Origin of the sequence: Chryseobacterium sp. MMS23-Vi53 (assembly GCF_047651245.1) — a bacterium.
Taxonomy (GTDB): Bacteria; Bacteroidota; Bacteroidia; order Flavobacteriales; family Weeksellaceae; genus Chryseobacterium.
Map to the genome: position 1 here is coordinate 3,856,893 of NZ_CP180265.1, position 24,986 is coordinate 3,881,878.

General features: G+C 33.7%; 25 protein-coding genes, 4 tRNA genes and 1 pseudogene. 22 read left to right on the forward strand and 8 right to left on the reverse strand.

Going from position 1 to position 24,986, the window contains the following annotated elements:
- Window positions 1–126 precede the first annotated feature (126 nt).
- The 15 genes and pseudogenes from ACKX2A_RS17305 to ACKX2A_RS17375 all read left to right on the forward strand — a co-directional run bounded on the left by ACKX2A_RS17305 (window position 127) and on the right by ACKX2A_RS17375 (window position 10,211).
- The gene (locus tag ACKX2A_RS17305; protein ID WP_415326182.1) at window positions 127–621 is read left to right on the forward strand and encodes a hypothetical protein; all 495 of its coding nucleotides are present in this window, start codon (window positions 127–129) and stop codon (window positions 619–621) included.
- A gap of 20 nt (window positions 622–641) precedes the next feature.
- Window positions 642–1,331: an OmpA family protein gene (locus ACKX2A_RS17310; protein ID WP_415326183.1), complete on the forward strand. Its 690-nt coding sequence runs from the start codon at window positions 642–644 to the stop codon at window positions 1,329–1,331.
- Window positions 1,332–1,437: 106 nt separating this feature from the next.
- Window positions 1,438–2,324, forward strand: a pseudogene (locus tag ACKX2A_RS17315) (decaprenyl-phosphate phosphoribosyltransferase).
- Entirely contained in the window at window positions 2,321–3,637 is a 1,317-nt protein-coding gene (locus tag ACKX2A_RS17320; protein WP_415326184.1) for an FAD-binding protein, read from the forward strand. The pseudogene ACKX2A_RS17315 and the gene ACKX2A_RS17320 overlap by 4 nt, the downstream one beginning before the upstream one ends.
- 5 nt (window positions 3,638–3,642) lie before the next feature.
- A complete protein-coding gene (locus ACKX2A_RS17325) occupies window positions 3,643–4,368 on the forward strand; it encodes an SDR family NAD(P)-dependent oxidoreductase (protein WP_415326185.1) in 726 nt (241 codons plus the stop codon).
- Between the two features lie 8 nt (window positions 4,369–4,376).
- Window positions 4,377–4,985 carry a hypothetical protein gene (locus ACKX2A_RS17330; protein WP_415326186.1) on the forward strand — a complete coding sequence of 203 codons (609 nt, stop codon included), beginning with the start codon at window positions 4,377–4,379 and terminating at the stop codon, window positions 4,983–4,985.
- A gap of 23 nt (window positions 4,986–5,008) precedes the next feature.
- Window positions 5,009–5,596: an HAD family hydrolase gene (locus ACKX2A_RS17335; RefSeq protein ID WP_415326187.1), complete on the forward strand. Its 588-nt coding sequence runs from the start codon at window positions 5,009–5,011 to the stop codon at window positions 5,594–5,596.
- A gap of 23 nt (window positions 5,597–5,619) precedes the next feature.
- On the forward strand, window positions 5,620–6,078 hold the full coding sequence (locus ACKX2A_RS17340) for a hypothetical protein (RefSeq protein ID WP_415326188.1): 459 nt from the start codon (window positions 5,620–5,622) through the stop codon (window positions 6,076–6,078).
- A gap of 1 nt (window position 6,079) precedes the next feature.
- Window positions 6,080–7,255 (forward strand): cysteine desulfurase family protein, encoded by a 1,176-nt coding sequence (locus ACKX2A_RS17345; RefSeq protein ID WP_415326189.1) that lies wholly within the window; start codon window positions 6,080–6,082, stop codon window positions 7,253–7,255.
- An 85-nt stretch (window positions 7,256–7,340) separates the two neighbouring features.
- The gene (gene trxA / locus ACKX2A_RS17350) at window positions 7,341–7,655 is read left to right on the forward strand and encodes a thioredoxin (protein ID WP_072962583.1); all 315 of its coding nucleotides are present in this window, start codon (window positions 7,341–7,343) and stop codon (window positions 7,653–7,655) included.
- Between the two features lie 135 nt (window positions 7,656–7,790).
- Window positions 7,791–7,864, forward strand: a tRNA-Asp gene (locus tag ACKX2A_RS17355).
- Between the two features lie 34 nt (window positions 7,865–7,898).
- Window positions 7,899–7,972: transfer RNA gene (locus ACKX2A_RS17360), tRNA-Asp, on the forward strand.
- Between the two features lie 35 nt (window positions 7,973–8,007).
- Window positions 8,008–8,081: transfer RNA gene (locus tag ACKX2A_RS17365), tRNA-Asp, on the forward strand.
- Window positions 8,082–8,115: 34 nt separating this feature from the next.
- Window positions 8,116–8,189 (forward strand) — tRNA-Asp (locus ACKX2A_RS17370).
- Between the two features lie 435 nt (window positions 8,190–8,624).
- A complete protein-coding gene (locus ACKX2A_RS17375) occupies window positions 8,625–10,211 on the forward strand; it encodes a Na+/H+ antiporter (protein WP_415326190.1) in 1,587 nt (528 codons plus the stop codon).
- Between the two features lie 12 nt (window positions 10,212–10,223).
- On the opposite strand, the gene ACKX2A_RS17380 is transcribed toward ACKX2A_RS17375, so the two are convergent.
- Window positions 10,224–11,336 (reverse strand): LytR/AlgR family response regulator transcription factor, encoded by a 1,113-nt coding sequence (locus ACKX2A_RS17380; RefSeq protein WP_415326191.1) that lies wholly within the window; start codon window positions 11,334–11,336, stop codon window positions 10,224–10,226.
- A gap of 168 nt (window positions 11,337–11,504) precedes the next feature.
- Here ACKX2A_RS17380 and ACKX2A_RS17385 point away from each other — a divergent pair, with 168 nt between their 5' ends.
- From ACKX2A_RS17385 to ACKX2A_RS17395, 3 genes are all read left to right on the forward strand, one after another.
- On the forward strand, window positions 11,505–12,470 hold the full coding sequence (locus ACKX2A_RS17385) for a cytochrome P460 family protein (RefSeq protein WP_415326192.1): 966 nt from the start codon (window positions 11,505–11,507) through the stop codon (window positions 12,468–12,470).
- Entirely contained in the window at window positions 12,470–12,940 is a 471-nt protein-coding gene (locus ACKX2A_RS17390; RefSeq protein WP_415326193.1) for a hypothetical protein, read from the forward strand. The genes ACKX2A_RS17385 and ACKX2A_RS17390 overlap by 1 nt, the downstream gene beginning before the upstream one ends.
- Before the next feature lie 109 nt (window positions 12,941–13,049).
- Window positions 13,050–14,087 (forward strand): L,D-transpeptidase, encoded by a 1,038-nt coding sequence (locus tag ACKX2A_RS17395; protein WP_415326194.1) that lies wholly within the window; start codon window positions 13,050–13,052, stop codon window positions 14,085–14,087.
- On the opposite strand, the gene ACKX2A_RS17400 is transcribed toward ACKX2A_RS17395, so the two are convergent.
- The 3 genes from ACKX2A_RS17400 to ACKX2A_RS17410 all read right to left on the reverse strand — a co-directional run bounded on the left by ACKX2A_RS17400 (window position 14,084) and on the right by ACKX2A_RS17410 (window position 16,692).
- Window positions 14,084–14,611 (reverse strand): hypothetical protein, encoded by a 528-nt coding sequence (locus ACKX2A_RS17400; RefSeq protein ID WP_415326195.1) that lies wholly within the window; start codon window positions 14,609–14,611, stop codon window positions 14,084–14,086. The two genes, ACKX2A_RS17395 and ACKX2A_RS17400, sit on opposite strands and share 4 nt — an antisense overlap.
- A gap of 1 nt (window position 14,612) precedes the next feature.
- Window positions 14,613–15,944, reverse strand: a complete 1,332-nt coding sequence (locus ACKX2A_RS17405) for a PDZ domain-containing protein (RefSeq protein WP_415326196.1) — start codon at window positions 15,942–15,944, stop codon at window positions 14,613–14,615.
- Between the two features lie 109 nt (window positions 15,945–16,053).
- Window positions 16,054–16,692 (reverse strand): alpha/beta hydrolase, encoded by a 639-nt coding sequence (locus tag ACKX2A_RS17410; RefSeq protein ID WP_415326197.1) that lies wholly within the window; start codon window positions 16,690–16,692, stop codon window positions 16,054–16,056.
- A 244-nt stretch (window positions 16,693–16,936) separates the two neighbouring features.
- Between ACKX2A_RS17410 and ACKX2A_RS17415 the strand changes: the two genes are divergently transcribed.
- The gene (locus ACKX2A_RS17415) at window positions 16,937–17,389 is read left to right on the forward strand and encodes a hypothetical protein (protein ID WP_415326198.1); all 453 of its coding nucleotides are present in this window, start codon (window positions 16,937–16,939) and stop codon (window positions 17,387–17,389) included.
- A 46-nt stretch (window positions 17,390–17,435) separates the two neighbouring features.
- Here ACKX2A_RS17415 and ACKX2A_RS17420 read toward each other — a convergent pair whose 3' ends face one another.
- Together ACKX2A_RS17420 and ACKX2A_RS17425 are read right to left on the reverse strand one after the other, a co-directional pair.
- Entirely contained in the window at window positions 17,436–18,074 is a 639-nt protein-coding gene (locus tag ACKX2A_RS17420; RefSeq protein ID WP_415326199.1) for a response regulator, read from the reverse strand.
- Window positions 18,064–20,058 carry an ATP-binding protein gene (locus ACKX2A_RS17425; protein ID WP_415326200.1) on the reverse strand — a complete coding sequence of 665 codons (1,995 nt, stop codon included), beginning with the start codon at window positions 20,056–20,058 and terminating at the stop codon, window positions 18,064–18,066. The genes ACKX2A_RS17420 and ACKX2A_RS17425 overlap by 11 nt, the downstream gene beginning before the upstream one ends.
- Before the next feature lie 220 nt (window positions 20,059–20,278).
- Between ACKX2A_RS17425 and ACKX2A_RS17430 the strand changes: the two genes are divergently transcribed.
- Window positions 20,279–20,686 carry a hypothetical protein gene (locus ACKX2A_RS17430; protein WP_415326201.1) on the forward strand — a complete coding sequence of 136 codons (408 nt, stop codon included), beginning with the start codon at window positions 20,279–20,281 and terminating at the stop codon, window positions 20,684–20,686.
- A 115-nt stretch (window positions 20,687–20,801) separates the two neighbouring features.
- On the opposite strand, the gene tyrS is transcribed toward ACKX2A_RS17430, so the two are convergent.
- Window positions 20,802–22,097, reverse strand: a complete 1,296-nt coding sequence (gene tyrS / locus ACKX2A_RS17435) for a tyrosine--tRNA ligase (protein WP_415326202.1) — start codon at window positions 22,095–22,097, stop codon at window positions 20,802–20,804.
- A 117-nt stretch (window positions 22,098–22,214) separates the two neighbouring features.
- On the opposite strand from tyrS, the gene ACKX2A_RS17440 reads away from it, so the two are divergent.
- Both ACKX2A_RS17440 and lipA read left to right on the forward strand, forming a co-directional pair.
- Window positions 22,215–22,775, forward strand: a complete 561-nt coding sequence (locus ACKX2A_RS17440) for an RNA polymerase sigma factor (RefSeq protein ID WP_415326203.1) — start codon at window positions 22,215–22,217, stop codon at window positions 22,773–22,775.
- 161 nt (window positions 22,776–22,936) lie between these two features.
- On the forward strand, window positions 22,937–23,803 hold the full coding sequence (gene lipA, locus ACKX2A_RS17445) for a lipoyl synthase (RefSeq protein ID WP_101239029.1): 867 nt from the start codon (window positions 22,937–22,939) through the stop codon (window positions 23,801–23,803).
- Between the two features lie 197 nt (window positions 23,804–24,000).
- Here lipA and ACKX2A_RS17450 read toward each other — a convergent pair whose 3' ends face one another.
- A complete protein-coding gene (locus ACKX2A_RS17450) occupies window positions 24,001–24,852 on the reverse strand; it encodes an AraC family transcriptional regulator (protein ID WP_415326204.1) in 852 nt (283 codons plus the stop codon).
- Window positions 24,853–24,986: the final 134 nt, after the last annotated feature.

Genomic DNA, 24,986 nt, shown 5'->3' on the forward strand with positions numbered 1-24,986 from the left:
ATATCTTCCTGAAATTAAGGTTGAACCATATAAAGTCCGAAATTTTCGGACTTTTTTTATTTTTATTTGTGAATTTTGGCACGGTTTTTTGTAACTTTAATGGTAACAAAAATAATAAACAACAAAATGAAAAAGTTACTACTTGCAGGGATGTTGGGAACAGCACTATTTGCAGTGTCGTGTTCCACCGTTAATAACGCTAAAACAGCCCAAAATCAGAGATCCGAATTCCTTAAAATGAAAGGAGACTGGCAAATCGTAAGCATTGATTACGATAAGAAATTTAAAATCAAACCTTTCGATGATGGTGTCGATGCACAATGTTTTGTGGGAAGTCACTGGAGATTGATTCCAAATAACTGGACTGGAGCTTATACTGTAAATGGAGGAGGTACATGTGGAGCAGGATTTAATCAACCAATCAAAGTTGATGTAGTAAGCGGAAATACTTTTAACTTTAAAAAAATTGCTGACGGTACTAAAGCTAAGCAAAATACTGCAGGGTATACTTTAACGCTGACAAATCAAACGACAGATCAGTTCTCATTAGAACAAAATATTCCTTTTGACGGAGAAAATGTAAGAGTTGTTTACAACTTTGAAAGAACAGGAATGAAATAATCAATTAAAAATATAAAAAGATGAAATTTACAAAAACATATATCGGAGGTCTTTTCTTATCATCAGCTTTATTGCTTACAAGTTGTGAGGCGGTGCAAAATTCTAATCACCAGCAAAGAGGTACTGCCGTAGGTGTTGCATCTGGAGCTGTATTGGGTGGTATCCTTGGAAATAACGTAGGAAAAGGAGGAAATGGAGCAATTGGAGCTGTACTGGGTGGTATTATCGGTGGTGTTGCAGGTAATGTGATCGGTAACAAAATGGATAAGCAGGCAAGAGAAATTAAAGAAACTCTTCCAGGAGCTCAGGTAGAAAGGGTAGGAGACGGTATCAAAATTACGTTGAACGAAAGCATCGTAAACTTCGATTTCGACTCTTCAGCGTTAACTTCTACTGCAAAAACAAACTTGGATAAATTGGCTCAGGTTCTTACAAATAACCCTGATACAAATATCAATATCTACGGACACACAGACAGCAAAGGTTCAGATTCTTATAACTTGAGCTTATCTGAAAGAAGAGCAAATGCTGTAAAAGCTTATTTATCTGGTAAAGGAATTGCTTCCAGCAGATTGTTTGCAAAAGGTGAAGGTGAAGCAATGCCGGTTGCTACAAACGATACAGATGAAGGTAGAGCAAAAAACAGAAGAGTTGAGTTTGCGATCACTGCAAATGAAAAAATGATTAACGATGCTCAACAAGGGCAATAATTAATTAACATATAAATATTTTCGTAAATAACCGCTTTTGCGGTTATTTTTGTATTTTTAACCTAATATTTTAAAAATTCCTATTTTTGCATCTGAAACCACATAAATGAAGAAATATTTAAAGCTGCTCCGCGTAGAGCAATGGGTGAAAAACCTATTTGTTTTTGTTCCGTTATTTTTCTCGGGTAACATCAAAAATCCTGATTTACTTACCAAAAGTATTTTTGCGTTTATAATTTTCTCTTTGGCGGCGAGTGTTGTTTATATTTTAAACGATTACAACGACATTGAGGCAGATAAACAGCATCCTGAAAAAGAAGAAGACCTTTGGCAAGTGGAGCTATTTCAAAGCCTCAGGCGATTGGGATTTTTATTGGGCTTATTGCGGGAGATATTGCTTTGGTATTGTTTGCTCAGACATATTTTAACGAAGAACTTTGGAAGTTTGCAACAATTATCGCGTTCTATTTTGTGATGAATCTGGCGTATACATTTAAATTAAAACACGTTCCAATCATTGATATTTCTATCATTGCGATTGGGTTTGTTTTAAGAGTTTTAGCCGGAGGTTACATCACGGGGATCAGCATTTCTCAATGGGCAATCTTATTGACTTTCGTTTTGGCTTTAGTTTTAGCGATCGGAAAAAGACGTGGAGAATTGATTAATGCTCAGGTTTCCGGAAAAACAAGAAAGGCTTTAGATGGTTACAACGTACAATTTGCAGACATTGCGCTTTCAATTTCCGTAACATTAGCGATCGTGTGTTATTTAATGTTTACATTGTCACCGGAAGTTCAGGCAAGATTCCATGAGAGAGTTTTTTATACGGTAATTTTTGTTGTATTTGCTTTTTTAAGGTACTTACAGCAGACTTTGGTGTACAACAGAACAGAATCTCCTACAAAAATCGTTTACAGAGACAGATACATTCAAATTACTTTATTATTGTGGGTTGCTGCATTTTTAATTCAAATTTACTTTAAAAAATGAAGCCGAATTTTATACAAAAAGTTACCAACTGGGGCAATTTTCCCGTAGTGGAAAAGGAAATGAAGTCTGATGACAGCTTCAAAAAAATAAAAGAATTTGTACTCAATCACAACGAAGTTATCGCAAGAGGAAACGGAAGATGTTATGGCGATGCTTCTTTGGGCGAACATATATTTTCAACTAAAAAATTAAATAAATTCATTAGTTTCGATCGTTTGAACGGAATTATTGAATGTGAATCGGGAGTTTTGCTTTCAGAAGTTCTAGAAATTTCTGTTCCGCAGGGATATTTTCTCTATGTGACTCCGGGAACGAAGTTTGTTTCTGTTGGAGGCGCGATTGCTTCTGATGTTCATGGCAAAAATCACCATGCAGAAGGTTGTTTCTCTGAATATGTTATTGAATTTAAATTAATGATCGAAAACGGTGAAATCATCACTTGTTCGAGAGAAGAAAATATCGAAAAATTCTGGGCAACTATCGGTGGAATGGGATTAACAGGTATTATCCTCACAGCAAAGTTTAAATTAAAAAATATCGAATCTGCATATATTCGTCAGGAAAGCATTAAAGCAGAAAATCTTGATGAAATTTTTCAATTGTTCGACGAAAGTGAAAGCTGGACATACACAGTTGCATGGATAGACTGTCTTCAAAAAGGTAAAAATATAGGAAGAAGTATCCTGATGAGAGGTGAACATGCTTTTCAACACGAGCTTCCTCAAAATTTAAAAGAAAAGTCTTTAAGATTAAAGAAAAAATTTGAACCAACCGTTCCTTTTTACTTTCCTGGATTTGTTTTAAATGCTTTAACAGTTAAAATTTTTAATCTTTTGTATTTTAATAAACAGAGAAAAAAAGAGATTAAGAACTTCATCGATTATGAAACATTTTTCTATCCTTTGGATGCTATTCATGAATGGAACAGAATTTACGGAAAGTCTGGTTTTATTCAATATCAGATGGTAATTCCGAAAGAAAACGGAAAAGAAGGAATGAAAAAAATTCTAGAAACTATAGCAAATAGTGGAAATGGTTCGTTCTTGGCAGTTTTAAAATTATTTGGAAAGCACAATCCGGAAGCGTATAATTCTTTCCCTGTGGAAGGTTACACGTTGGCCTTGGATTTTAAAGTGAATTCAAAATTGAAAAAACTGGTAGATCAGTTGGATCAGATTGTTCAGGAATATGGCGGAAGAATTTATCTTACGAAAGACAGCATGAGCAAATCGTCCCTCACCAATTATCTTAAAAATACACAGAGTTCAAAATTTGTGTCTTTACAGCACAAAAGAATTTTAAATAATATTTAGCACAAATGATCGTTTTAGGTAGTACATCGGAAGTAGCACAGGCTTTTGTAGAAAAGGCATTGCAGGAAGGAGAAAAATTTGAAAAAATCTATCTTTTTACCTCCAACAAAGAAACGACCGAAAGATTTGCAAGGCATATTGATGTGAAATTCGTTCAGCAAGCAGAAGTTATCGAGCTTGATTTAATGAAAGAAATCGATTATAATCAATTTGAAAATATCAATTCCAGTTTGTTGTTCTGTGCGACGGGATATTTGGGCGACGGAACGGAAGAAGGCTTGTACGACAATAAAAATACGGAGAGAATTATTGATATTAATTACTCAAAATTAGTTCCCGTAATGAATTATTTTGCTCAGAAATTCGAAAGCAGAAGATCAGGAACAATCATTGGTTTGTCGTCTGTTGCGGGAGATCGCGGAAGACAGAGTAATTTTATTTACGGAAGTGCAAAAGCAGCTTTTACAGCTTATTTGAGTGGATTAAGAAATTATCTTTTTGATAAAAAAGTTCATGTTCTTACAGTAAAACCGGGATTTATGGCAACCAAAATGACGGAAGGTTTACCATTGAATCCAAAATTAACGGCAACTCCTAAACAGGCTGCAGATTGTATTTTTAAAGCATATAAAAAACAGAAAAATGTTGCTTACGTTTTACCGATTTGGGGAATTATCATGATGATTATCAGAAATATTCCTGAATTTATATTTAAAAAGTTGAAACTTTAAGTGTTATTTTGAAAGATAAAATCATATATAAATCCAATTCTTTTTCAATTAATCTTGTCATTTTTTTTCTAGGATTTATTTTATTTAGTTTAATAGCTGGATATATTTTTAAATCTTTAGAAAGAAATTCAGATGCAGATTCTAAAATTGCAGTTTATATTCTTGATTCTATATTTCTAATATTTGCATTAGGTTCATTGTTTTATTTTCTAAAAACTCAGATAATTAAGATAACCAAAAATTATTTGATTATCTCTTACCAATTCTTACCTTTTTCAAGAAAGATTTTGCTTGAGGATATTAAGAAATTTAAACAGATACCAAGACCTGTAAAGTATTCGAAAGGATTTGATAAACCTACAACCTTTTATACTATTTTTGAAACATTAATTATTCTGAAAAACGGCAAAGAAATCAGAACCTATGCTTTAAGCGATTTTGAATTCATTGAAGTGAGAAAATTGATGGAGAAATTAAAGAGAAATGAGGGGACGTTTGAAGTAGATAAATTAACGACTGCTGAATTTATTTTTCGGAATTTATCTGTTGTTTTGTTTTTAATAATTTGCTTAATTTTGATTATTGGGTTATCAAATGCTTTAATTAATAATTCGTAAAATTTACTTTAAGTTATAAATTTATGAAAAAACTGTATTGTTTTGATTTTGACGGAACGCTTACTTACAAGGACACGATGTTCATGTATCTTAAATTTTATGATTCTACAAAATTCCGTTTACAGTTTTTGAAGCACGTTCCGCTTTTTGTTTTATTAAAACTAAAACTTGCAGAAACAGAAAAGGTGAAAAAAAGTTTTATCGGATCTATTCTAAAAGGCCAAACTCAGGAGAAAATCGAAAGAAAATCGAAAGAATTTTTCGAGGAACATTATCCTAAGATCGTAAGAGAAAATGCGCTTGACTTTATTCAAAATATTGATAGAGATCATACGCAAAGTCTATTGGTAACTGCTTCTCTCGATATTTGGGCAAAACCTTTTGCGGATGCTTTCAAAATGCAGCTGGTTGCCACAAAAGCTGAGTTTAAAGACGGTGTTTTCACAGGAAACTTCATCGGAAAAAACTGCAACGGAAAGGAAAAATTAGTTCGAATAAAAGCAGAAATTACAGATAATAAATACGATAAAATCATCGCTTTCGGTGATACTTCCGGAGATAAGGTAATGTTGAAATGGGCGAATGAAGGACATTACCAATTTTTTCACTAATTTTGGGTGGTAAAAATGTAAAAATGAACAGACTCCTTTTTTTGTGTCTTGCGCTCATTATGAGTTGCACGGCTACACCCACTCAAAAGTCGATGGATTCTAAAAAAAATAACGAAATTCTAATCTCGGAATCGCAAGGTGGCGGTGGCGAGAAAAGCTTCGTGATCCTTCATAATGAGGCGGAGTTTCAAAAGGCTATCAAAGGAAATACAACTGTGATTGAACTTGATAAAGAGCCTGTTTATCCTGCATTTCCCAAAAATAAAAAAGTAGTTTTGTATAATCTTGGGACTTTCACTTCGGGAGAACACAAAATTACACAGATCAAAAATATTTCAGTAAAAGATAACGTATTGTATGTGGAGGTTCCTCAGGTAGAATCTGGCGGAATGGGGATAGCAGTGATGTCGAATCCTTGGTTTATTTTTACTGTGCCTTCAAATTATCAGTTTACCTCCGTAGAATTAAAATATTCAAAATAAAATGAATAAAGTATATTTAGATAACGCTGCAACAACACCTCTTTCAGAAGAAGTAATTGATGCAATGGTTGGAACCATGAAGATGAATTTCGGAAATCCGTCTTCTACCCACAGCTTCGGACAGGAAGCTAAAATTCTTATTGAAAATGTAAGACGACAAGTTGCAGATTATCTTCACGTTACGCCCGCTGAGATCATCTTCACATCTTGCGGTACAGAATCTAACAACATGATTATCAAGTCGAGTGTAGAACATCTTGGTGTTGAGAGAATCATAAGTTCTCCTTTGGAGCACAAGTGTGTTTCGGAGAGTATTTTGGATATGAAGAGCAGAAAAGGAGTGGAAGTGAATTACATCCGCCCGAATGAAAAAGGAGATATCGACCTTAATAAACTGGAAGAATTATTAAAATCTTCCGATAAGAAAACGTTGGTGAGCTTAATGCACGTAAACAACGAGATCGGAAATATTTACGATATAAAAAAGATTGCAGAATTGTGCAAGGCAAATAATGCGCTTTTCCATTCAGATACGGTACAGACAATGGCTCACATGGAATTGGATTTTTCTGATATTCAGGTGGATTTTGCGTCTTGCAGTGCTCATAAATTCCATGGTCCAAAAGGGGTTGGTTTTGCTTTCATCAGAAAATCAAGCGGTTTAAAAGGAATTATTACCGGTGGACCTCAGGAAAGAAGCTTAAGAGCTGGAACTGAGAATGTTGCAGGAATTGTAGGTCTAGGAAAAGCATTAGAACTTTCTCTTAACAATCTTGAATCTTATACAAATCATATGCAGGATATTAAAAGCTATGCTGCAGAAAGGCTTACAGCAGAGATTCCCGGGATTAAATTCAATGGAAGAAGTTCTGAGAAGGAAAACAGTCTTTACACGGTTTTAAGCGCTTTATTGCCTTATAAAAATCCATTGATTGGACTTCAGTTGGACATGAAAGGAATTGCAATCTCTCAGGGAAGTGCATGTTCTTCGGGAGCTTCAAAACCTTCGATGGTGATGATGATGGTTTTATCTGAGGATGAAATGGATCATTGTACGCCGCTTCGTATTTCATTCAGTCATTTAACAACAAAAGAGGATATCGACGCTTTAGCAGCAGCTTTGAAAGAAATTTCGAAAGATTTTGTTATAGAAAATACAAATGTTGAGCATAGATAACTCTATTACTCAAAAAGCGTAATTTTGAATATCCAATTAAGGAAAATCATTAAAGAATAATATTAATTTAAATAAAAGAAACAAAATGGCTTTAGAAATTACAGATAGCTCATTTCAAGAGGTTTTAAAATCAGACAAACCGGTATTGGTAGATTTTTGGGCAGTATGGTGCGGACCTTGTAGAACTTTAGGACCAATTATCGAAGAAGTAGCAACAGACTTTGAAGGGAAAGCTGTGGTAGGAAAAGTAGACGTAGACAACAATCAGGAAATTTCTATGCAATATGGTATCAGAAATATCCCTACAGTTTTAATTTTTAAAGGTGGAGAGGTTGTTGATAAAATCGTTGGGGTAGCTCCAAAAGAGGTGATCGCTGAGAAATTAAGCGCGCACTTATAAAAATAATAAATTTGATAATGAACGCCTTCCGTTTTTGGGAGGCTTTTTTTTTGAAATAAATTTGCAGGTAACGAAAAAAGTTGTACTTTTGCCATCACAAAAAAGAAACGAAGTTCTTTACAACAAAACGAAAATGATCCGGTAGTTCAGCTGGTTAGAATGCCGCCCTGTCACGGCGGAGGTCGCGGGTTCGAGTCCCGTCCGGATCGCAAAAGTTTATCAATTTACTTTTAAAACAAAATTGATCCGGTAGTTCAGCTGGTTAGAATGCCGCCCTGTCACGGCGGAGGTCGCGGGTTCGAGTCCCGTCCGGATCGCAGAAGTTTTCTCAATTTACTTTTAAAACAAAATTGATCCGGTAGTTCAGCTGGTTAGAATGCCGCCCTGTCACGGCGGAGGTCGCGGGTTCGAGTCCCGTCCGGATCGCAAAAGTTTATCAATTTACTTTTAAAACAAAATTGATCCGGTAGTTCAGCTGGTTAGAATGCCGCCCTGTCACGGCGGAGGTCGCGGGTTCGAGTCCCGTCCGGATCGCAGAAAAGTCTTCTATTTTTTAGAGGACTTTTTTCGTGTATTAAAAGTTTATGAACTTTTATTTGGAGCTTAATCCCGCTTTCCACTGTATCTTTTTGGTTACGGGCTCCTGAACATTCGTTCGTAAACTTTCAGTTTATGCTCCGCCGCAACCAAAAAGGATGTCGTTCCAATCGGGGCTAGGGTTTCGGTCAATCGTCATTGCGATGAACAAAGTGAAGAAGCAATCTCTTGAATAAAAGACAAGGTTTGCCATACTTAAAACATGTGAGTAGGAATCTTTATAGATTCTTCAATTTTAAATACACTTAATTTCACCAACCATTTTAAAAATATCCTTATTTTTATCAAAAACATTGTGAAAAATAATTATTTAATATCTTCTTTCAGGTATTGAGTATTATTTCATTTAATCATAAAATTACTTTTCCTTTAATGCATAGTATATTACCCTTTTTATTGGCGATGATCGCTGTGATCGTGCTTTTAGAAATGTTGGCGACCAAACTGAGAGTTGCTTATCCCATTATATTGGTTTTGGCGGGTCTTGCGGTGAGCTTCATTCCTGGACTTCCGCAAGTACGCATCGATCCGGATATGATTTTCTTTATTTTCCTACCTCCTTTATTATGTGAAGCAGCTTGGACGATCTCTTTCAAAGAAATGAAAAAGTGGTGGAGAATAATCACCAGTTTTGCCTTTTTGGTAGTATTTTTTACAGCATTATCGGTGGCAATTGCAGCGAATTATTTCATTCCGGGATTTACTTTAGCATTAGGATTTTTATTGGGAGGAATCGTTTCTCCACCTGATGCAGTAAGCACAGGAGCTATCATGAAATTCGTGAAAATCCCAAAATCAACTTCTGCTATTCTGGAAGGAGAAAGTTTATTAAATGATGCTTCTTCATTAATAATTTTCCGATTTGCATTAATTGCTGTTGGAACAGGACAATTTATCTGGCAGGAAGCCATCACAGAATTTTCGTGGATGGTTTTCAGTGGGGTAGGAATCGGTTTGTTGTTGGGATGGATTTTCATTCAGGCTCATAAAAGATTACCGACAGATGCACCTTCAGATATTGCTTTCACATTAATTGAACCATATATTTTGTACTGGGTTGCAGAACATTTTCATAGTTCTGGAGTTTTGGCGGTGGTTGCAGGGGGACTTTTAATGTCAAATCAACGTTTAAAATTTTTGAACAGTACAAGCCGAATTCGGGCATATAGCGTTTGGGAAAGTTTTACATTTATTTTAAATGGTGTTGTCTTTTTAATCATCGGTCTCGAACTTCCAGAAATTACGCAAGGACTTCGATCAAAAGGAATTCCTTTGGAGACAGCGATTGGATACGGAGTTTTGGTAACAGGAGTTTTAATTTTAGTCAGAATCGTAAGTTCTTATGCGGCGATGATTGCTACTTTAATTTTCAGACGAGATGTCATCCAGATTTCACAGGCAAGTCGAAGACGAAGGTTTTTTCTGCCGCTTCTATTGGGTTGGACAGGTATGCGCGGTGTGGTTTCTCTGGCTGCGGCACTTACAATTCCTGTGCATTTACAAAATGGAGCAGAGTTTCCTCATCGAAATTTAATCTTGTTCGTGACTTTTGTAGTAATTCTTCTTACTCTTTTGATGCAGGGACTTACTTTACCGTATTTTATCAAATATGGAAATCTTTTCGACAATGCTAAAATGGAAGAATCAGAAGAAGCTACCAAGAAAAAAGTTAAAAGCGGATTGAGAGCGGAAACCTACAAATTTCTTCGAAATAAATACGACAATGAACTTCACGACCATGCTGGAATGAAAAAAATGCTCGATCATTGGGAAAATAAAATGAAAGCTAACGATGAGGAATGGATGAGCGAAAAAACAAAAAATATTTTTATCGAAATGCTTGAATTCCAAAGAGATTATCTTACAGAATTGAATAGAGATCGTGAAATTGATGAAGAAGTGATCCGCGAACAATTATTTTTAATCGATTTGGAAGAAGAAAGAATAAGAATGTTGTAAATTATTAAAACATCACTGTTCAAGCCATTTCTTGAATTCTGCGACTTTATTTTTACTGATTAATATTACTTCATCACTTTCAGGTTTTACGACAATTTTTAATTGGTTTTTGCCGTAAACAAGAATATTATTAATAGCTTTTACATTAATGATAAATTGTCGGTTGGCTCTATAAAACATTTGAGGGTCTAAAGTTTTAACCAATTCATCTAGACTTGAGTTGATGGAATATTGATTACCCAAATTGGTTTTAACATAAACAATATTATTTTCAAGAAAAAAATATGAGATTTCAGAGGTTTCTAAGGAAATTAACTCATCTTTATGATAGGTAATGATTCTTTTCTTAGAATTTTCCGTTAAATTTTCATTAAGTGAATGATTGTCATTTAATTTTATCTTTTCATGAATAATATTAAGTTGAGTATTCACTGCCGTTAAACTATTAATTTCATCATTTAAATTTTGAATCTCATCGGTCTTTTGAGCATCATACTTTCTGTAAATCATTCGGATTAATAAAAAACTTATTCCCAAAATACATAAAGTCGCAATAAGAAAAACAATTAAAAATTTTAAATATAAATCTGAAATCTGTTGTTCAATCACTTCTGTATTGGCGTGAGAAGCAACCATCCAATCGCTTCCAGAGACAGGAAATACACTTACAATTTCTGAAGTTCTGCCTGAGTTTTCACTAAAGTTTCGGATTCCGGTATTTTCTTTTCCTGAGTTTAAAATTTCAATAAAATCACTTTTGTTTTTGTTATCCGAAGTAAATCCAGAATTATTTTTATTAATTTTCTGCCCAATTAAAGCCGGATTCGGATGGCAAAGTTCAACACCGTTTTGATTGTACATACAGATAAATCCACTTTGGGTATCGGTATTCACAATGCTGTTTTGTAAATTTTGAATGACATTTTCTTTAGAAATTCCATCCTTTAATTGTAATTCGAGCAACTTTCCGATTTCTCGCGCTTCTCTTTTTCCGGCTTCAAATTTACTGTTGAAAAGATCTTCTTTCGACGAAGAATACAAATATTGAAACGAAAAAAAACTGATCAGTAAAATAACAATACCGACTGCAAAAAAAGTAATTGTATAAAGACTGAATTTTTTCATGAAAAAGGAAGCAGATTATAATTCAGTTCAAAAATAAACAATTATTCACAAGAAAATATTCGCTTTTAAGGTTGAATCTTTCCGTTTTATGCTTAAATTTAATAGGTAAAGTATTGATGGTGTTTACCTTTGATCCAATCTTAAAATAAACTTTAAAATTATTCTCTCATGAAAAATAAGAATAAATTGATTTTGGTTTTGTTGGCGGGATTTGTGGGATTGCAGTTTTTTCGCCCTGAAAAAATAGATCACGGAATGAGAACGCAGGATCTTGTTAATGTTCCAAAAGAGGTCAATACTATTTTGAGAAACTCATGTTTCGATTGCCATTCTTCGGAGGCTAATTTGCGATGGTATGACAAAATTACACCTGCCAATTTTCTGGTCAACTCTCACATCAAAGAGGGTCGTGCAGCGCTGGATTTTTCAAAATGGAGTTCATGGACAAAACAGCAACAGAATTCTACGATTTATTACGCTATTAATAAAATTTTGTCTGGTGAAATGCCGATTCCGAGCTATGCAGCAGTACACCCTTCTGCAAAAATGAATGGTCAACAGGTTAAAATTCTTAAAAATTACGCGTTGTCACTTTCGCCAAGAAAGGTTGCGGATAGTTCGCAGATCAGTTCTGCTGAAAAGCAGTACAATTCATGGATTAAAGGAGAGTTGAAACACCCGACTGTAAAGCCCTCACCAAATGGGTTACAATATATTCCCGATTACAGAAACTGGAAAGCCATCAGTACGACAGACCGTTTTGATAACGGAACAATGCGAATTATTTTTGGAAATGATATTGCTGTGAGAGCCATTCAAGAGAAAAAAATAAATCCGTGGCCGGATGGAACAATTTTCGCCAAAACAGCTTGGAAACAGCAAATGCAGAAAGATGGAAGCGTTGCAACAGGAGAGTTTATTCAAGTGGAATTTATGGTAAAAGATGCGAAAAAATATGATAAGACCAAAGGTTGGGGATGGGAGAGATGGAAAGGAAACGACCTGAAACCTTACGGAAATACACCGGATTTTGATAAAGAATGTGTCGAGTGTCACAAGCCGATGGAAAATCAGGATTATGTTTTTACTTCACCCTTGTATTTAATTTCTCAACTTAAAAAAATTCAGAAATAATGAAAAATCATATTATTTTATTTTTTGCTTTGATTCTAATGGTTTCGTGTGAACAAAAATCAAAAGAAACTTTAAATATAGATGCATCTGTTCAGCAAAATGATGAACTGTCGGAAAATCCTTTATTAATGAAACCTATCACATCATCAATTCAGCCAGAAGACAGCACAATGTCGACTTTATATGGAAATGAAATTGCTTTTAATTATGCTAAACAAAATTCAGATTCCCAATATCCGAAAGATGCCGTTCTTTATGAAGTAACGTGGAAGCAAAAACCCGATGAATTGTGGTTTGGGGGAAATATTCCGAAAGAAATTTATTCCGTTGAAAAAATTACATTTAATAATGATGATTCCGTTTATGAAAAATTTCAGGGAAAGCCTTTAAAACAAATAAAAATTAATGAAACTGATAAGAATTTAAGAAAAGGTTTTATTATTTCGCAAAAAATGGCTGTATCGCCTTAGATCACGGTTTTCCCGTATTTTTACGGTAATTTGGTGAAGTATTTTTATAATTCGAATTTAGGTCTGATATTTGTACTGAGTAGAAAAAATGAATCGACTCAAATTATTTATGAAAAACATATTCGTGAAAAAAACATTTCTCTACGTACTTTTTGCCGCATTAATGTTGGTTTCTTGTAAAAAAGAAATCGAAAAAATTAGTGATAAAATCAACGATACTGCATCTTCTATGACGGAGCAGGATGCTGAAAAAGATTCAGTAATTACTAAAAAAGATTCTGTTATTGAAAAAGAATCGATGCCGCCTGCAATGCAGGAAGACGGGTTCTATAATGCATTTGTCTTCCCTAAAGATAAAAAAATGAAGGATTCTTTGTTCTCAATTTTCAACAAAAAATATACGGAAAAAGAGCGTTACGCAATTTTAGCATTAAACAGATTAGATTCTAAAAATAAATGGAACGCCGATACATTGGTTGTTCCCGCAAAAATCGACACTACATTGATGGAATATTCACCATTTCCGATGCAGTTGGATGTACTGAGTCCTGTGAAGAAATTCGTTATATTTTCTTACCCGATTCAGGCTTACGGAGTTTACTCAAACGGAACTTTGGTGAAGTGGGGACCAACGAGTATGGGGAAAAAAGCAGCTAAGACAAAAACGGGGCTTACTTTCGCAAACTGGAAAAAAACTCTAGCAATTTCTACGGTAAGCAGCGAGTGGAAATTACCATATAATTTTAATATTTTCAATCTAGACGGAATCGGATGGCATCAATATGACCTTCCTGGATATCCTGCATCACACTCTTGTTTAAGATTATTATTAAATGATGCAAAATGGTTGTACGGTTATGCAGACACATGGGTTCTGAATCCGGGAGGAGCGACAACCAAAGCGAAAGGAACAGCAGTAATGGTGTACGGAGATTATGGTTGGGGTAAAAGAAAACCGTGGAGAAAATTGTTGAGCGATCCCAACGCAAACAACGTTTCTGTGGAAGAGATGACAAAAATGATTGAACCAAATATCGAAAAAATATTGAAAGAACAGGACAATCGTGAAAAAGTTGTGGATTCCATCAGAGCGGCGAAAGCAGTGTTGGAGCAAATGCCACAGACTCCGAAAACGGTTGCCCCTTAATCGTCTATTTTTTCGAATTGTAAAGTAGATTCTTCGGCAAATCTTCTGAGTTTCAGCATCTCTTCTTTGCCTTTGTGTTGTCCGAATCTTGCGGCTGCGTAAGTAATTGCAATGAAGGCTAACATCACAAAAGAAGCTGTAAGCGCCCAAGGATATTCTTGGCTTTTGATCTGTTTTTCAACGTAATACATGGAGAAAAACGTCATCCAGAGAATCGAAAAAGAAAAATACAAGAACATAAAGAACGTCCAAACTGCGGAACTGGGTCCAAAAACACCTCGTATCGCAGTTTTTTCGTCTTCAATCTCTATTCTTAAAGACAATCTAGGCTTCCAATATGTTTCGTATTCTGTTTCTACACAAATGGTTGCGACTTCTTTATTGATGTTTCCGGAGAATTCATCTTTGTGTTCCGAAAGATATTTTTTTAAATTTTCGGCATATTCTTCTTTGGTTAAATGGGTAAACATTTTAAACCTTGGTCGGCTTCGGATTTTGTCAAGGGTGGTTTCTTCAGTATTCATATTAGTCTTGTTCTTGGTAAGGTATTGGATCTTCGAGGGTGAAACTTAAAGTCATTTCTTTATTTTTTCGTTCAATCTGCATATTGATGGTTTTTCCTTCATCAGATTTCATTAATTCCATGATTTTATTCAGAGTCATATCTGCAGTTTTCTTGCCATTAATGCTGATTAATTTATCATCTTTCAACAAACCTGCTTTATCCGCAGGAGAACCTTTTCGAACTCCGGCGATTGCGAAAATTGGTTTTAAAACAAAATTATATTGAAGACTGTTATTGATAACTTCCACACCTCCTGCAGGAGTATCTTTACTTTTTGTAGGAAGATTTACCATGTCTTTCGTCCATTCCAAACCGTCTTGTCGAAAATCTAAACCACTCATATTAAAGTGAAAAGGATCATCATAATTTCCGTTTTTCTTTAAATACATTTTTTGATTGCCGTAATCGAAAACGACGGTAAAACGTCTCATGATATCGCCACCAATCGAACCTTTTCTGTTTTCTACCAAATTCACATGTTGAATAGAATATTCATCGGGCATGGCAGTAAGTGGTTTTTCAAATTTAAAATCACCTAAATAAAAATTGTGAATTCTGCTTCGTTTTCCATACACATCTCCATTAAAACCACGTCCTAAAAAGTCATCAATATTGGGTCTGTTGTACACAAAATTTTTAATAAGAGTAGGGAAGAGCCAAATCGGATCACTGTTTCCAAGATCTATTAACAATTTTGAATTTTTCTTTTCGTTGGTCATTTCTACATCTCCGTAGATATAAGGTTTATTTTTTTCAATAGTTATATCGAATTCAGTGAATTTTTTTATTTTCTTTTTAAATAAAGCATCGTCATTGTAAACTGTGATTTTTTTTGATACATAATCAATTAAAACAGGATGATTTTTAAAGAAATGATAGCCGATAATTCCATTCACCGGAATTCCGACATGAGAAGAAATATTAAAATCCTGATCGACAATAATGAAAAGCGTTAATGAAAAATTTACATAATCTTTCCCAATTCTCGCAATATTGTTATCCGAACGATAACCGTCGATACTTGCTGTTCCTCCTAATCCCGAAAATTTTATCTTCTCAAGGTTAGGAAGATTCAATTCCTGATTTTCTAAACTGAAAATGGAGGTTTCTGCAACTCCTGTATCCAATAAAAAAGTAAGATTTGCACCATTTACATTGACCGGAATAAAGATAAGATTGTTGATTAATTTAAAAGGAATAACTGTCTTTTTTGCATCCTGAATTTCAAATGAATTCTGAGCATTCATGAAAATGCTTAAGAAAAATATCCATAAAAAATGCTTCAGTTTCATTTCATTAATTTACTGAAATTATTCTTACGAAAAATAAAAAACATTCCCAAAATTGAGAATGTTTGTATATTTTATAATGAATTGAAATAAATATTTAATTTTTCATAAATTATTTAGAAAAGAAATCCATCAAGTCCATATAGTTTTTTTGATTCACGCCATGACCGCTCATATACTCTCTAAATGTGAAATAACAGCTTAAATCATACAGTAAATCTGCTGCTTTTTTTCCCCATTCAAAAGGAATTACAGCATCATCTGTTCCGTGGGAAACAAAGAAACGAAGTCTCTCTAGTTTTTTCTTATCTTTTACAATATCAGTTAATAATTTTTCCTCGGGATAACTGCTCAAACATGCAACATAATTGAACATTTCGGGATATTTCAAGGCCAAAGCATAACACAAAATTCCTCCTTGGCTGAAGCCGCAAAGGTGCGTTTTGCCTTCTGTAATTCCGTAATGATTCACAATTTTTAAAATATTTTCCAATACACTGTTCAATGATTCTGTTGCTTGCGGAACATCCACAAAATGATCAGGATTATTAAAATCGATATCATACCAGGAAAATCCTTCAAACTGAGTTTCTCGTGGTGCTCGAAAACTTACTAAGATCCAGTCTGCAGGAAGTGTTTCTCTAAAGCTGAAGAGATCTTGTTCATTGCTTCCGTAGCCATGAAGCATAAAAAGAATAGTGGTATTGGGAGTAATATTTTCGGGTTCTCTTACGATGTAATCTAAATTCATGGGACAAAGATAATTAATAATGATTTATTTTAAATTGATAAGGTAAAAATGAGACCATTCAAAATCTCATGACATAATGTCTAATTTTGAAATATCAGATGTTTCAATTATTTAAATGTAAGTAGTTGATAAATATTTATTAAATTGATATTATTTAGAAATCTTTGTTGGAAATTTTTCATAAAAGTTATTTTTATATTGATAAAAAACCTATATTTGAAACATTAAAAATCTATTTGGAGAAATGAAGCAATTTTACAAATCTAAAAGTTTATTAAGACTTTCTTTTTTATTCGCTGTATTATTTTCAGTAATTTTTGTTCTTAATTCTTGTAAAAAGGACGATGATGATGAATTTGAAGATCACATTGTACAATTTGAGGCAAAAATAGTTACAAACGGACCGACACCACCTCCCACACCACCAGTTACAGGAACTTTCAGTACTGTGGTAACGCAGATAGGAACTGGCCAAAGTACTACTTTTAATCCAACAGGAACAACCTGGACAAGTGGTGAACAATTTGTAAGCTCTAGCCAATCTCAATTGAATCTGGCTGCGAACGCAAATTTACCTTATGCGGATTCAAAATTGATTGTGAGCATTTGGGTAGATGGTGAAGTTGCTAAATCAGATACTGTTGTTGGATCTGGACCAAAAAATGCTGCTGTAATGCACAGCTTCTTAGAATTATAAGAAAATATTTTATACATAATGAAACCGCCTTTTCGAGGCGGTTTTTTTATATTTCGATCATGTGGTTCTGGGAGGCTATAGTGACAAGTTCGGTAGAATTTTTTGCATTGAATTTTTGGAGTAAATTTTTTCTGTGAGTATCTACAGTTAAAGGACTTAGAAACAATTCTTCGGCGATTACCGCACTTGTTTTTCCTTGAGCAACGAGTTGCAGAATCTCTTTTTCACGCTTTGTTAATCTGGGAATTGTTAGTTCGTTTTGAGAAGGCTTACTGATGATTAATTTTGTTTCATTGCAGAACACGATATTTCCTGATAAAGCACCTTTAACGCATTCAATAAGCTCATCAATAGACGTATTTTTCAGTAAATATCCACTTGCTCCATTTTGAATAGACTGCATGATAATGCTTCGTTCCGAACGATTACTAAACATAATGACAGAAGTATTCGAGGATATTTTTTTAATCTCACGGCAAAGTTCAATGCCATTTGCATCGGGCAAAGTGATGTCGAGAAGAATGATATCAACCTCATTGGATTTAACGAAATTAAGGATTTCCGAGCCGGAAGTAAAGGTTTCCAAAATGTTAAAAAATGAATGGTTTTTCAGCATCATTTTTAGACCTTCAATGACGATGGGATGATCGTCAACAATCACAATGTTTATTTTCTCAAGCTGCATGGGTATTGAGTTCTATATTAATACTTGTTCCTTCTTTATCAGAATTTATTTCCATTTTCCCTTTCAGATAATTTATGCGGTTTTTAAGATTTCTAAGTCCCATACTTTTGGTTGTTTTTTCAATATCTTTTTCAAAACCTTTTCCATTGTCTTCGATGGTTATAAAAAAGTTTTCATCAGATTGAGAACATTGGAGTAAAATGTTCGTAGCCTCTGAATGTTTTACAGCATTGGCCAATAATTCCTGAACGATTCTGTAAATATTTAATTGAATATTTAAAGGAAGATTTTTTTCAATATCAATGGGTTGGAAATCAATATCTAAATCTTTTCTGGTGTAAAATTCACAAAGATCATTTAAAGCCGTTTCCAGTCCGAAATTTAATAAAGATTCCGGCATTAAATTTCTTGCTACATGTCGAAGTTCACTTACCGAATTATCCAACTGTCCCAAAATTCTATAAAAATCCTGATCTTTTTCCGGGCTTAAATAATTGGAAGACCACGTTGAAAAATTGATTTTTACACCGGCCAACATTCCGCCAAGTCCGTCATGTAGGTCTCTTGCGATACGTTCGCGTTCACGTTCTTCACTTTCAAGAATAGCTTTTGTTAAGGTCAATTCTTCCTTCTGTCTGATATCTTTTATTTTTTGCTGAAGATTGATTTCTTTCTGTTCAGACAGTTTTTTATTTTTCCTGTAAATAATTAAAAAGAAAATGAAGAGACTTATAATTAATAATAAAATTAAGCTCAATCCCCATAAATAAAAATTCTTTTTACTTACTTCTAGTTCCTTCTGATTTTTTTCGGCATTCAGATTGGCGATTTTTCTTTCCTTTTCTGCGGCGTTATATTTCGCTTCAATTTTATTGATTTCAAGCTTTACGTTTTCCGTATTCAAACTATCATTTAACGAAGAATATTTTTTCTCCCAGCTTAATGCTTCGTTGAGATTCCCCATTTCCTCATTCAGTGCAGAAAGATGTTTGTAGATGGTTTTCCTGTTATTGATATCAATTGCCAAAGATTTTTCGACAAGAATATTTTTTAAAACATCTTTGGCTTCATTGTATTTTTTTAATTTTTTTAAAATATCAAATTTGTTGAAATAAAACATTTGAGCTAATAAATTTTGATTAAATTTTTTAGCATAAAAAATCCCTTTTTCTATAACAGGTAATGCCTCTTCGTTTCTCTGTTTGGTAATAAAATATAGAGTTTTTCCATAATAATAGAATGCATTTGCAGAAGATTCTGGATAAGGATGAATTAATTTTTCTGCTTTATCCAGAAATTTTTTCGCTTCGTCTCCTTTTGCCTGATAACAAAAATTACTTGCTGAGTTTAAATAGGTGAAAAATAATTCAGAAGAATTGGGGAAGTTTTTTTCAAGTATTGTAAGTGCTTTTTGATTGTAATTTCCTGCTTTTTCAAATTCTGCATTATAAGTTAAAACTATAGCTAATTGAGTATACAAAAAACCTAAATTTTTACTGTTATTATATTTTTCTGCAATTGGAATGGCTCTTTCGAGAATAGTTTTAATTAAAAAAGGATATCCTTCTTTATTTTTTTTTGCTACGCCATAATTGTACCAAGCTAAAGATTGGAAAAAATCCGATTCTTTATTTTTAAATCTAGAAAGTTCTTGGATTGATTTTAAATAATATTCTGCAGATTTTTCTTTATTTCTGTCTAAATAATATTGTCCTTCAAAATAATAATATTTAGCATGGATGAACGTATTTTTTTTAATTAAAATTTTTCCTTTTGCTAAATAATTTTTACTGGATAGTGAGTCTGTATTTCGATAATAATTAGATAAAAGAAAATAAGCATTTGCTTTGGAATCATTATTAATATTAGTTTTTACGACATTTTGTAAGCTGTCAATGTACTTTTTTTCATTAAGAGGGATGATCTGTTGAGAACGTAAACCAAACGACATTAAAATGCTCAGAACAACAAGTAATCTCTTCATTATTATTTATTAAGATTTGATGGTAATTTTTATTATGAAACGTTGAATTTAACTAAAAATTTTTCAATAAAAAATACCTGCATTTAGGTAGGAAAAAATACTCTTTTTCTTGGATTGATAATAGCTTGATAGTCTTATAGTTTTGCAAATACCAAATCAATCAAATCATAGAATTATAAATTAACTAGTAGTAAAATTTAAAGAAAACATTATGAAAAAAATGAAATTAAACCGAGTATTGAAAGGAGCATTTTTTGTGGCGGCAACGGCTTTAGTTTTTGGTTTCGTAGCTTCTTGTAGCAATGACGATGACGACATTATTCCAGGAGACGGAAAAACGCACAAAGTAGTTTTTAAAGCGGAGGCTTCTTCGGGGAGCAATATCGATATCGCAGTATACGGTATCGATGGAAACCCGACAACGGCATCGAGTTTAAGCGGAACAACATGGACGAGTCCTGAAATTACAACTGATAAGAATGCTTACAGTGCAAATGTTGCGGTGAGCGCAGATGGAGCGAATGCTTCTTCAACTTTAAAAGTTCAAATTTGGGTAGATGGTGAGCTTAAAAAAGAAGGAACTTCCAGCGGTCAGGTTTTATCTGCTTCTGCAGCTTATGCATTCTAAAAAAGTAATAACTTTCGATATAATTTTGTATTAAAAACCCCGACAAAGTAAACTTTGTCGGGGTTTTCTATTATGGAGTTTCGGGCGCGCCTTTGGCGCGCCCGAAACTCTTTTATTAAATAACTTTTACAATAAAATAACTTTTCCTACCCTTTTGTAATAAAAGGAATTTTCCGTCAATAAGATCGCTTTCATTAGCTGTGTAAACGTCATTCACTTTTTCTTTATTTACAGAAATTGCATTTCCTTTCAATTCCCTGGCTGCCTCACTTTTAGATTTTAAAAAACCTGATTTTTCTGAAAGAAGATCAACAATATTTACCCCTAAAACATCTGATTTAGCAACTTCTTTTTGAGGAACACCATCGAAAATTTCAAGGAAAATTTCTTCATCAAGGCTTACCAGATCCTCGGCAGTTGAACGTCCAAAAAGAATTTCAGAAGCCTTTAAAGCTTTTTCATATTCCTCTCTTCCGTGAACCCAAACTGTTACTTCTTCTGCCAATTTTTTCTGAAGTTTTCTTTCGTGTGGCGCTGTTTTATGTTCTTCAATTAGTGCTGCAATTTCCTCTTTTCCTAGGAAAGTATAGAATTTAATAAATCTCTCAGCATCAACATCGGTTGCATTCAACCAGAATTGATAGAATTTGTAAGGTGAGGTTTTCTTTTTGTCTAACCAATAATTTTCCCCGCTTTCAGACTTTCCGAATTTTGAGCCGTCTGCTTTTGTAATCAATGGAACCGTCAATGCAAATGCTTCTCCCTGAGCTTTTCTTCTGATTAATTCTGTTCCGGTTGTGATGTTTCCCCACTGATCGGAACCACCCATCTGAAGTTTAACATTATTATTTTGATATAAATGCAGGAAATCATATCCCTGAATTAACTGATATGTAAATTCGGTGAAGCTCATTCCATCTGCACCAGATTCTCCAGAAAATCTTTTCTTCACAGAGTCTTTAGCCATCATATAATTTACCGTAATATTTTTTCCAACATTTTTTGCAAAATCAAGGAAAGAAATATTTTTCATCCAGTCATAATTGTTTACCAATTCTGCTTTATTGGTTTCATTTCCATCAAAATTTAAGAATCTTGCCAGCTGATTTTTTAAACAATCAACATAATGAAGCAGGGTTTCTTCATCCAGAAGATTTCTCTCTGCAGATTTTCCTGAAGGATCACCTATCATCCCTGTAGCACCACCAACTAGTGCAATCGGCTTGTGACCGTGTTGTTGAAAATGTGCCAAAATTTTGATCTGAATAAGACTTCCGATATGTAAAGAATCTGCGGTAGGATCGAACCCGATATAGGCTGTTGTCATTTCCTTATCCAGTTGTTCGTCCGTTCCGGGCATCATGTCGGCAAAAAGCCCGCGCCATTTCAGTTCTTCAATAAAAGAGTTCATTATTTTCTGCTTTAAAATTTAATGTGCAAAGATAATAAATTCGATGTTAAGTAAATAGGTTGTTGTAAGGTAAAAGCATATTTGCTTTTTCACCAAAATCATTTATATTTGTTATTCATGAACGACGAACAATTATTCACGCTAATTCAAAAAGCGAAAGAAAAAGACCAGAAAGCTCAGACAAAACTCATTAATGTTTTTTGGGTGGATGTTTTTTCTTTTGTGATGAAAAAAGTTCATGATGAAAATGATACAGACGAAATCACCGTTAATGTTTTTTCCAAAGTATTATCAAAATTGGATATGTACGATCCTCATTTTCAATTTAAAACTTGGATTTTAACAATCGCTCAAAATACCATTATCGATTTTTGGAGAAGAAAGAGCCGCGAAAATCAAGATCCGACGGAGAATTTAGATGAAGTAAAAAATCAGTACGCAAAATCTCCTGAAGAGTTGATGATTTCTGAGGAGGAACAAAAGAAAATCATCAAAACGATCGAATCTTTGGATGCCAACTATCAGGATATCATTAAGCTGAGATTCTTCGAAGAAAAAAGCATCAAGGAAATTGCCGAAGAGCTGGGGATTTCCGTTGCCAATACGAAAGTTCGCGTCATGCGTGCGAAAAAAGTTCTTGCTGAGTTGTTGAAAAATAATGAGTTTGATGATAATTAATTTAATATTTTCTGCTATTAAGACATATATTTTTTAATTTAACGAATAGGTAAATAAGTATTTGTGCATTCGTAGCAAAATAATTATCATTTACATCAATTTATATCGTAGATGGTGTCGATAAAAAATTCACTAACTTTGAACCTCAATTTGAGAAATAAATGGAGAATTTAGTTCAAGATACTACCGTTCAAAAACCAAAATGGATTCGTGTAAAACTTCCTACCGGAAAAAATTACAGAGAATTAAGGACTTTGGTTGATAAATATAAATTAAATACAATTTGCCAAAGCGGAAGCTGTCCGAATATGGGCGAATGTTGGGGAGAAGGTACAGCAACTTTCATGATTCTTGGAAACATTTGTACAAGAAGTTGTGGATTTTGTGGTGTAAAAACCGGAAAACCACTTGATGTAAACTGGGATGAACCTGAAAAAGTAGCTCGTTCAATTAAATTAATGAAAATCAAACACGCAGTTTTGACTTCTGTTGACCGCGATGATTTGAAAGACATGGGTTCAATTCTTTGGGGTGAAACTGTAAATGCCGTAAGAAGAATTTCTCCGGGAACTACAATGGAAACATTAATTCCGGACTTCCAGGGAATTACCAAACACCTTGACAGATTGGTGGATGTAGCTCCGGAAGTGATTTCTCACAACATGGAAACCGTAAAACGTTTGACAAGAGAAGTGAGAATTCAGGCAAAATATGAAAGAAGTCTTGAGGTTTTAAGATATCTGAAAGAAGCTGGGCAAAGAAGAACTAAAACAGGCGTAATGCTTGGTCTGGGTGAAACTAAAGATGAGGTTTTTCAAACGATTGAGGATATCAGAAATGCAAATGTAGACGTAATTACTTTAGGCCAGTATTTACAGCCAACGAAAAAACATCTTCCTGTAAAAAAATTCATCACACCGGAAGAGTTTGATGAATTTGGAGATTTTGCAAGAAGTTTAGGGTTCAGACACGTTGAAAGTTCGCCTTTAGTAAGAAGTTCTTACCACGCAGAAAAACATATTCATTAAAAAATATAAATCGCTTCAATTTTTGAAGCGATTTTTTTATATCACCGCGAATTGTGAAACGAATATTTTGCAGGGAATAATTACTCTCGCAGATTTGGCAGATTGCACAGATGCTTGCGTTATATTTTTAAAAATAAATTCAAAAAAGATATGCGAAATCTGCAAAATCTGCAAGAACAAAAAATATTTGTTAGAACTTACTCAACCTTACTCAAATGCTGTTTTTTAAAAGCAGAAGGCGTTTCTCCGATATATTTTTTAAATAATTTATTAAAATAAGAAAGACTTTCAAAGCCCACTTGGAAGCAAACATCCGTCACACATTCATTTTGTAGCAGCAATAATTTCGCCTGATTAATTCGATAATTATTCACAAAATCAGTGAAAGTCATATTCGTTTGTTTTTTAAAATAACGACAAAACGCGGGAGTACTCAAATTTACATTTTCGGCGATCACATTCACGTTCGGATTTTTATCATAGTTTTCATGGATATAATCGTAGATCGTTCCCATCCGAATTTTATCATTCAAAAACCATTTTATTCGGGTGTCTTCATTATTTAACTCTTTCACTTCGGTGGAGTTGGCGAGGATCTGTAAAATTTCAATTAAACCAATAAAAGATTCGAAAGAATTTTTATCTCGGATAAAGTGAAGTTTCTCAACAACTTTCAATTTTGTTTCGCCTGAAAAAGATAAACCTAAATAAGAACGTTCTAGTAATTTTTTAATATGATCAAATTCAGGAACCGGAAAAATAAGTTCCTGAAGAAAATTTTCACGCATCTGCAAAACCAATTGTTTGCACTCAGTTTGGATTTTATAATCAAAATTGAGATGCGGAACATTGGAACCAATTAATAGTAAATCACTGTCTTTAAAATCAGAAATATTTTTCCCAACATGACGGATTCCGTTGCAGGCCTCTACGTAGACAAGCTCTATTTCAGGATGATAATGCCAGAAAAAACAGTTTTTTAACGAAGGTGAAAATAACTTAAAAGACTTGCCTTCTTCAAAGTTGATAATTTCTTTCTGAATTTTCATTAGGTTCTCATTTGATTAATAATTAATTTAAATTTAATTAAAAAGGTTAATACAGAGCAAATTTAGATCATTTAAGTTAAAGTATAAATGATTATTTCTATCGAAATTTGCATTTCAAAAGAAGAAATTAATTG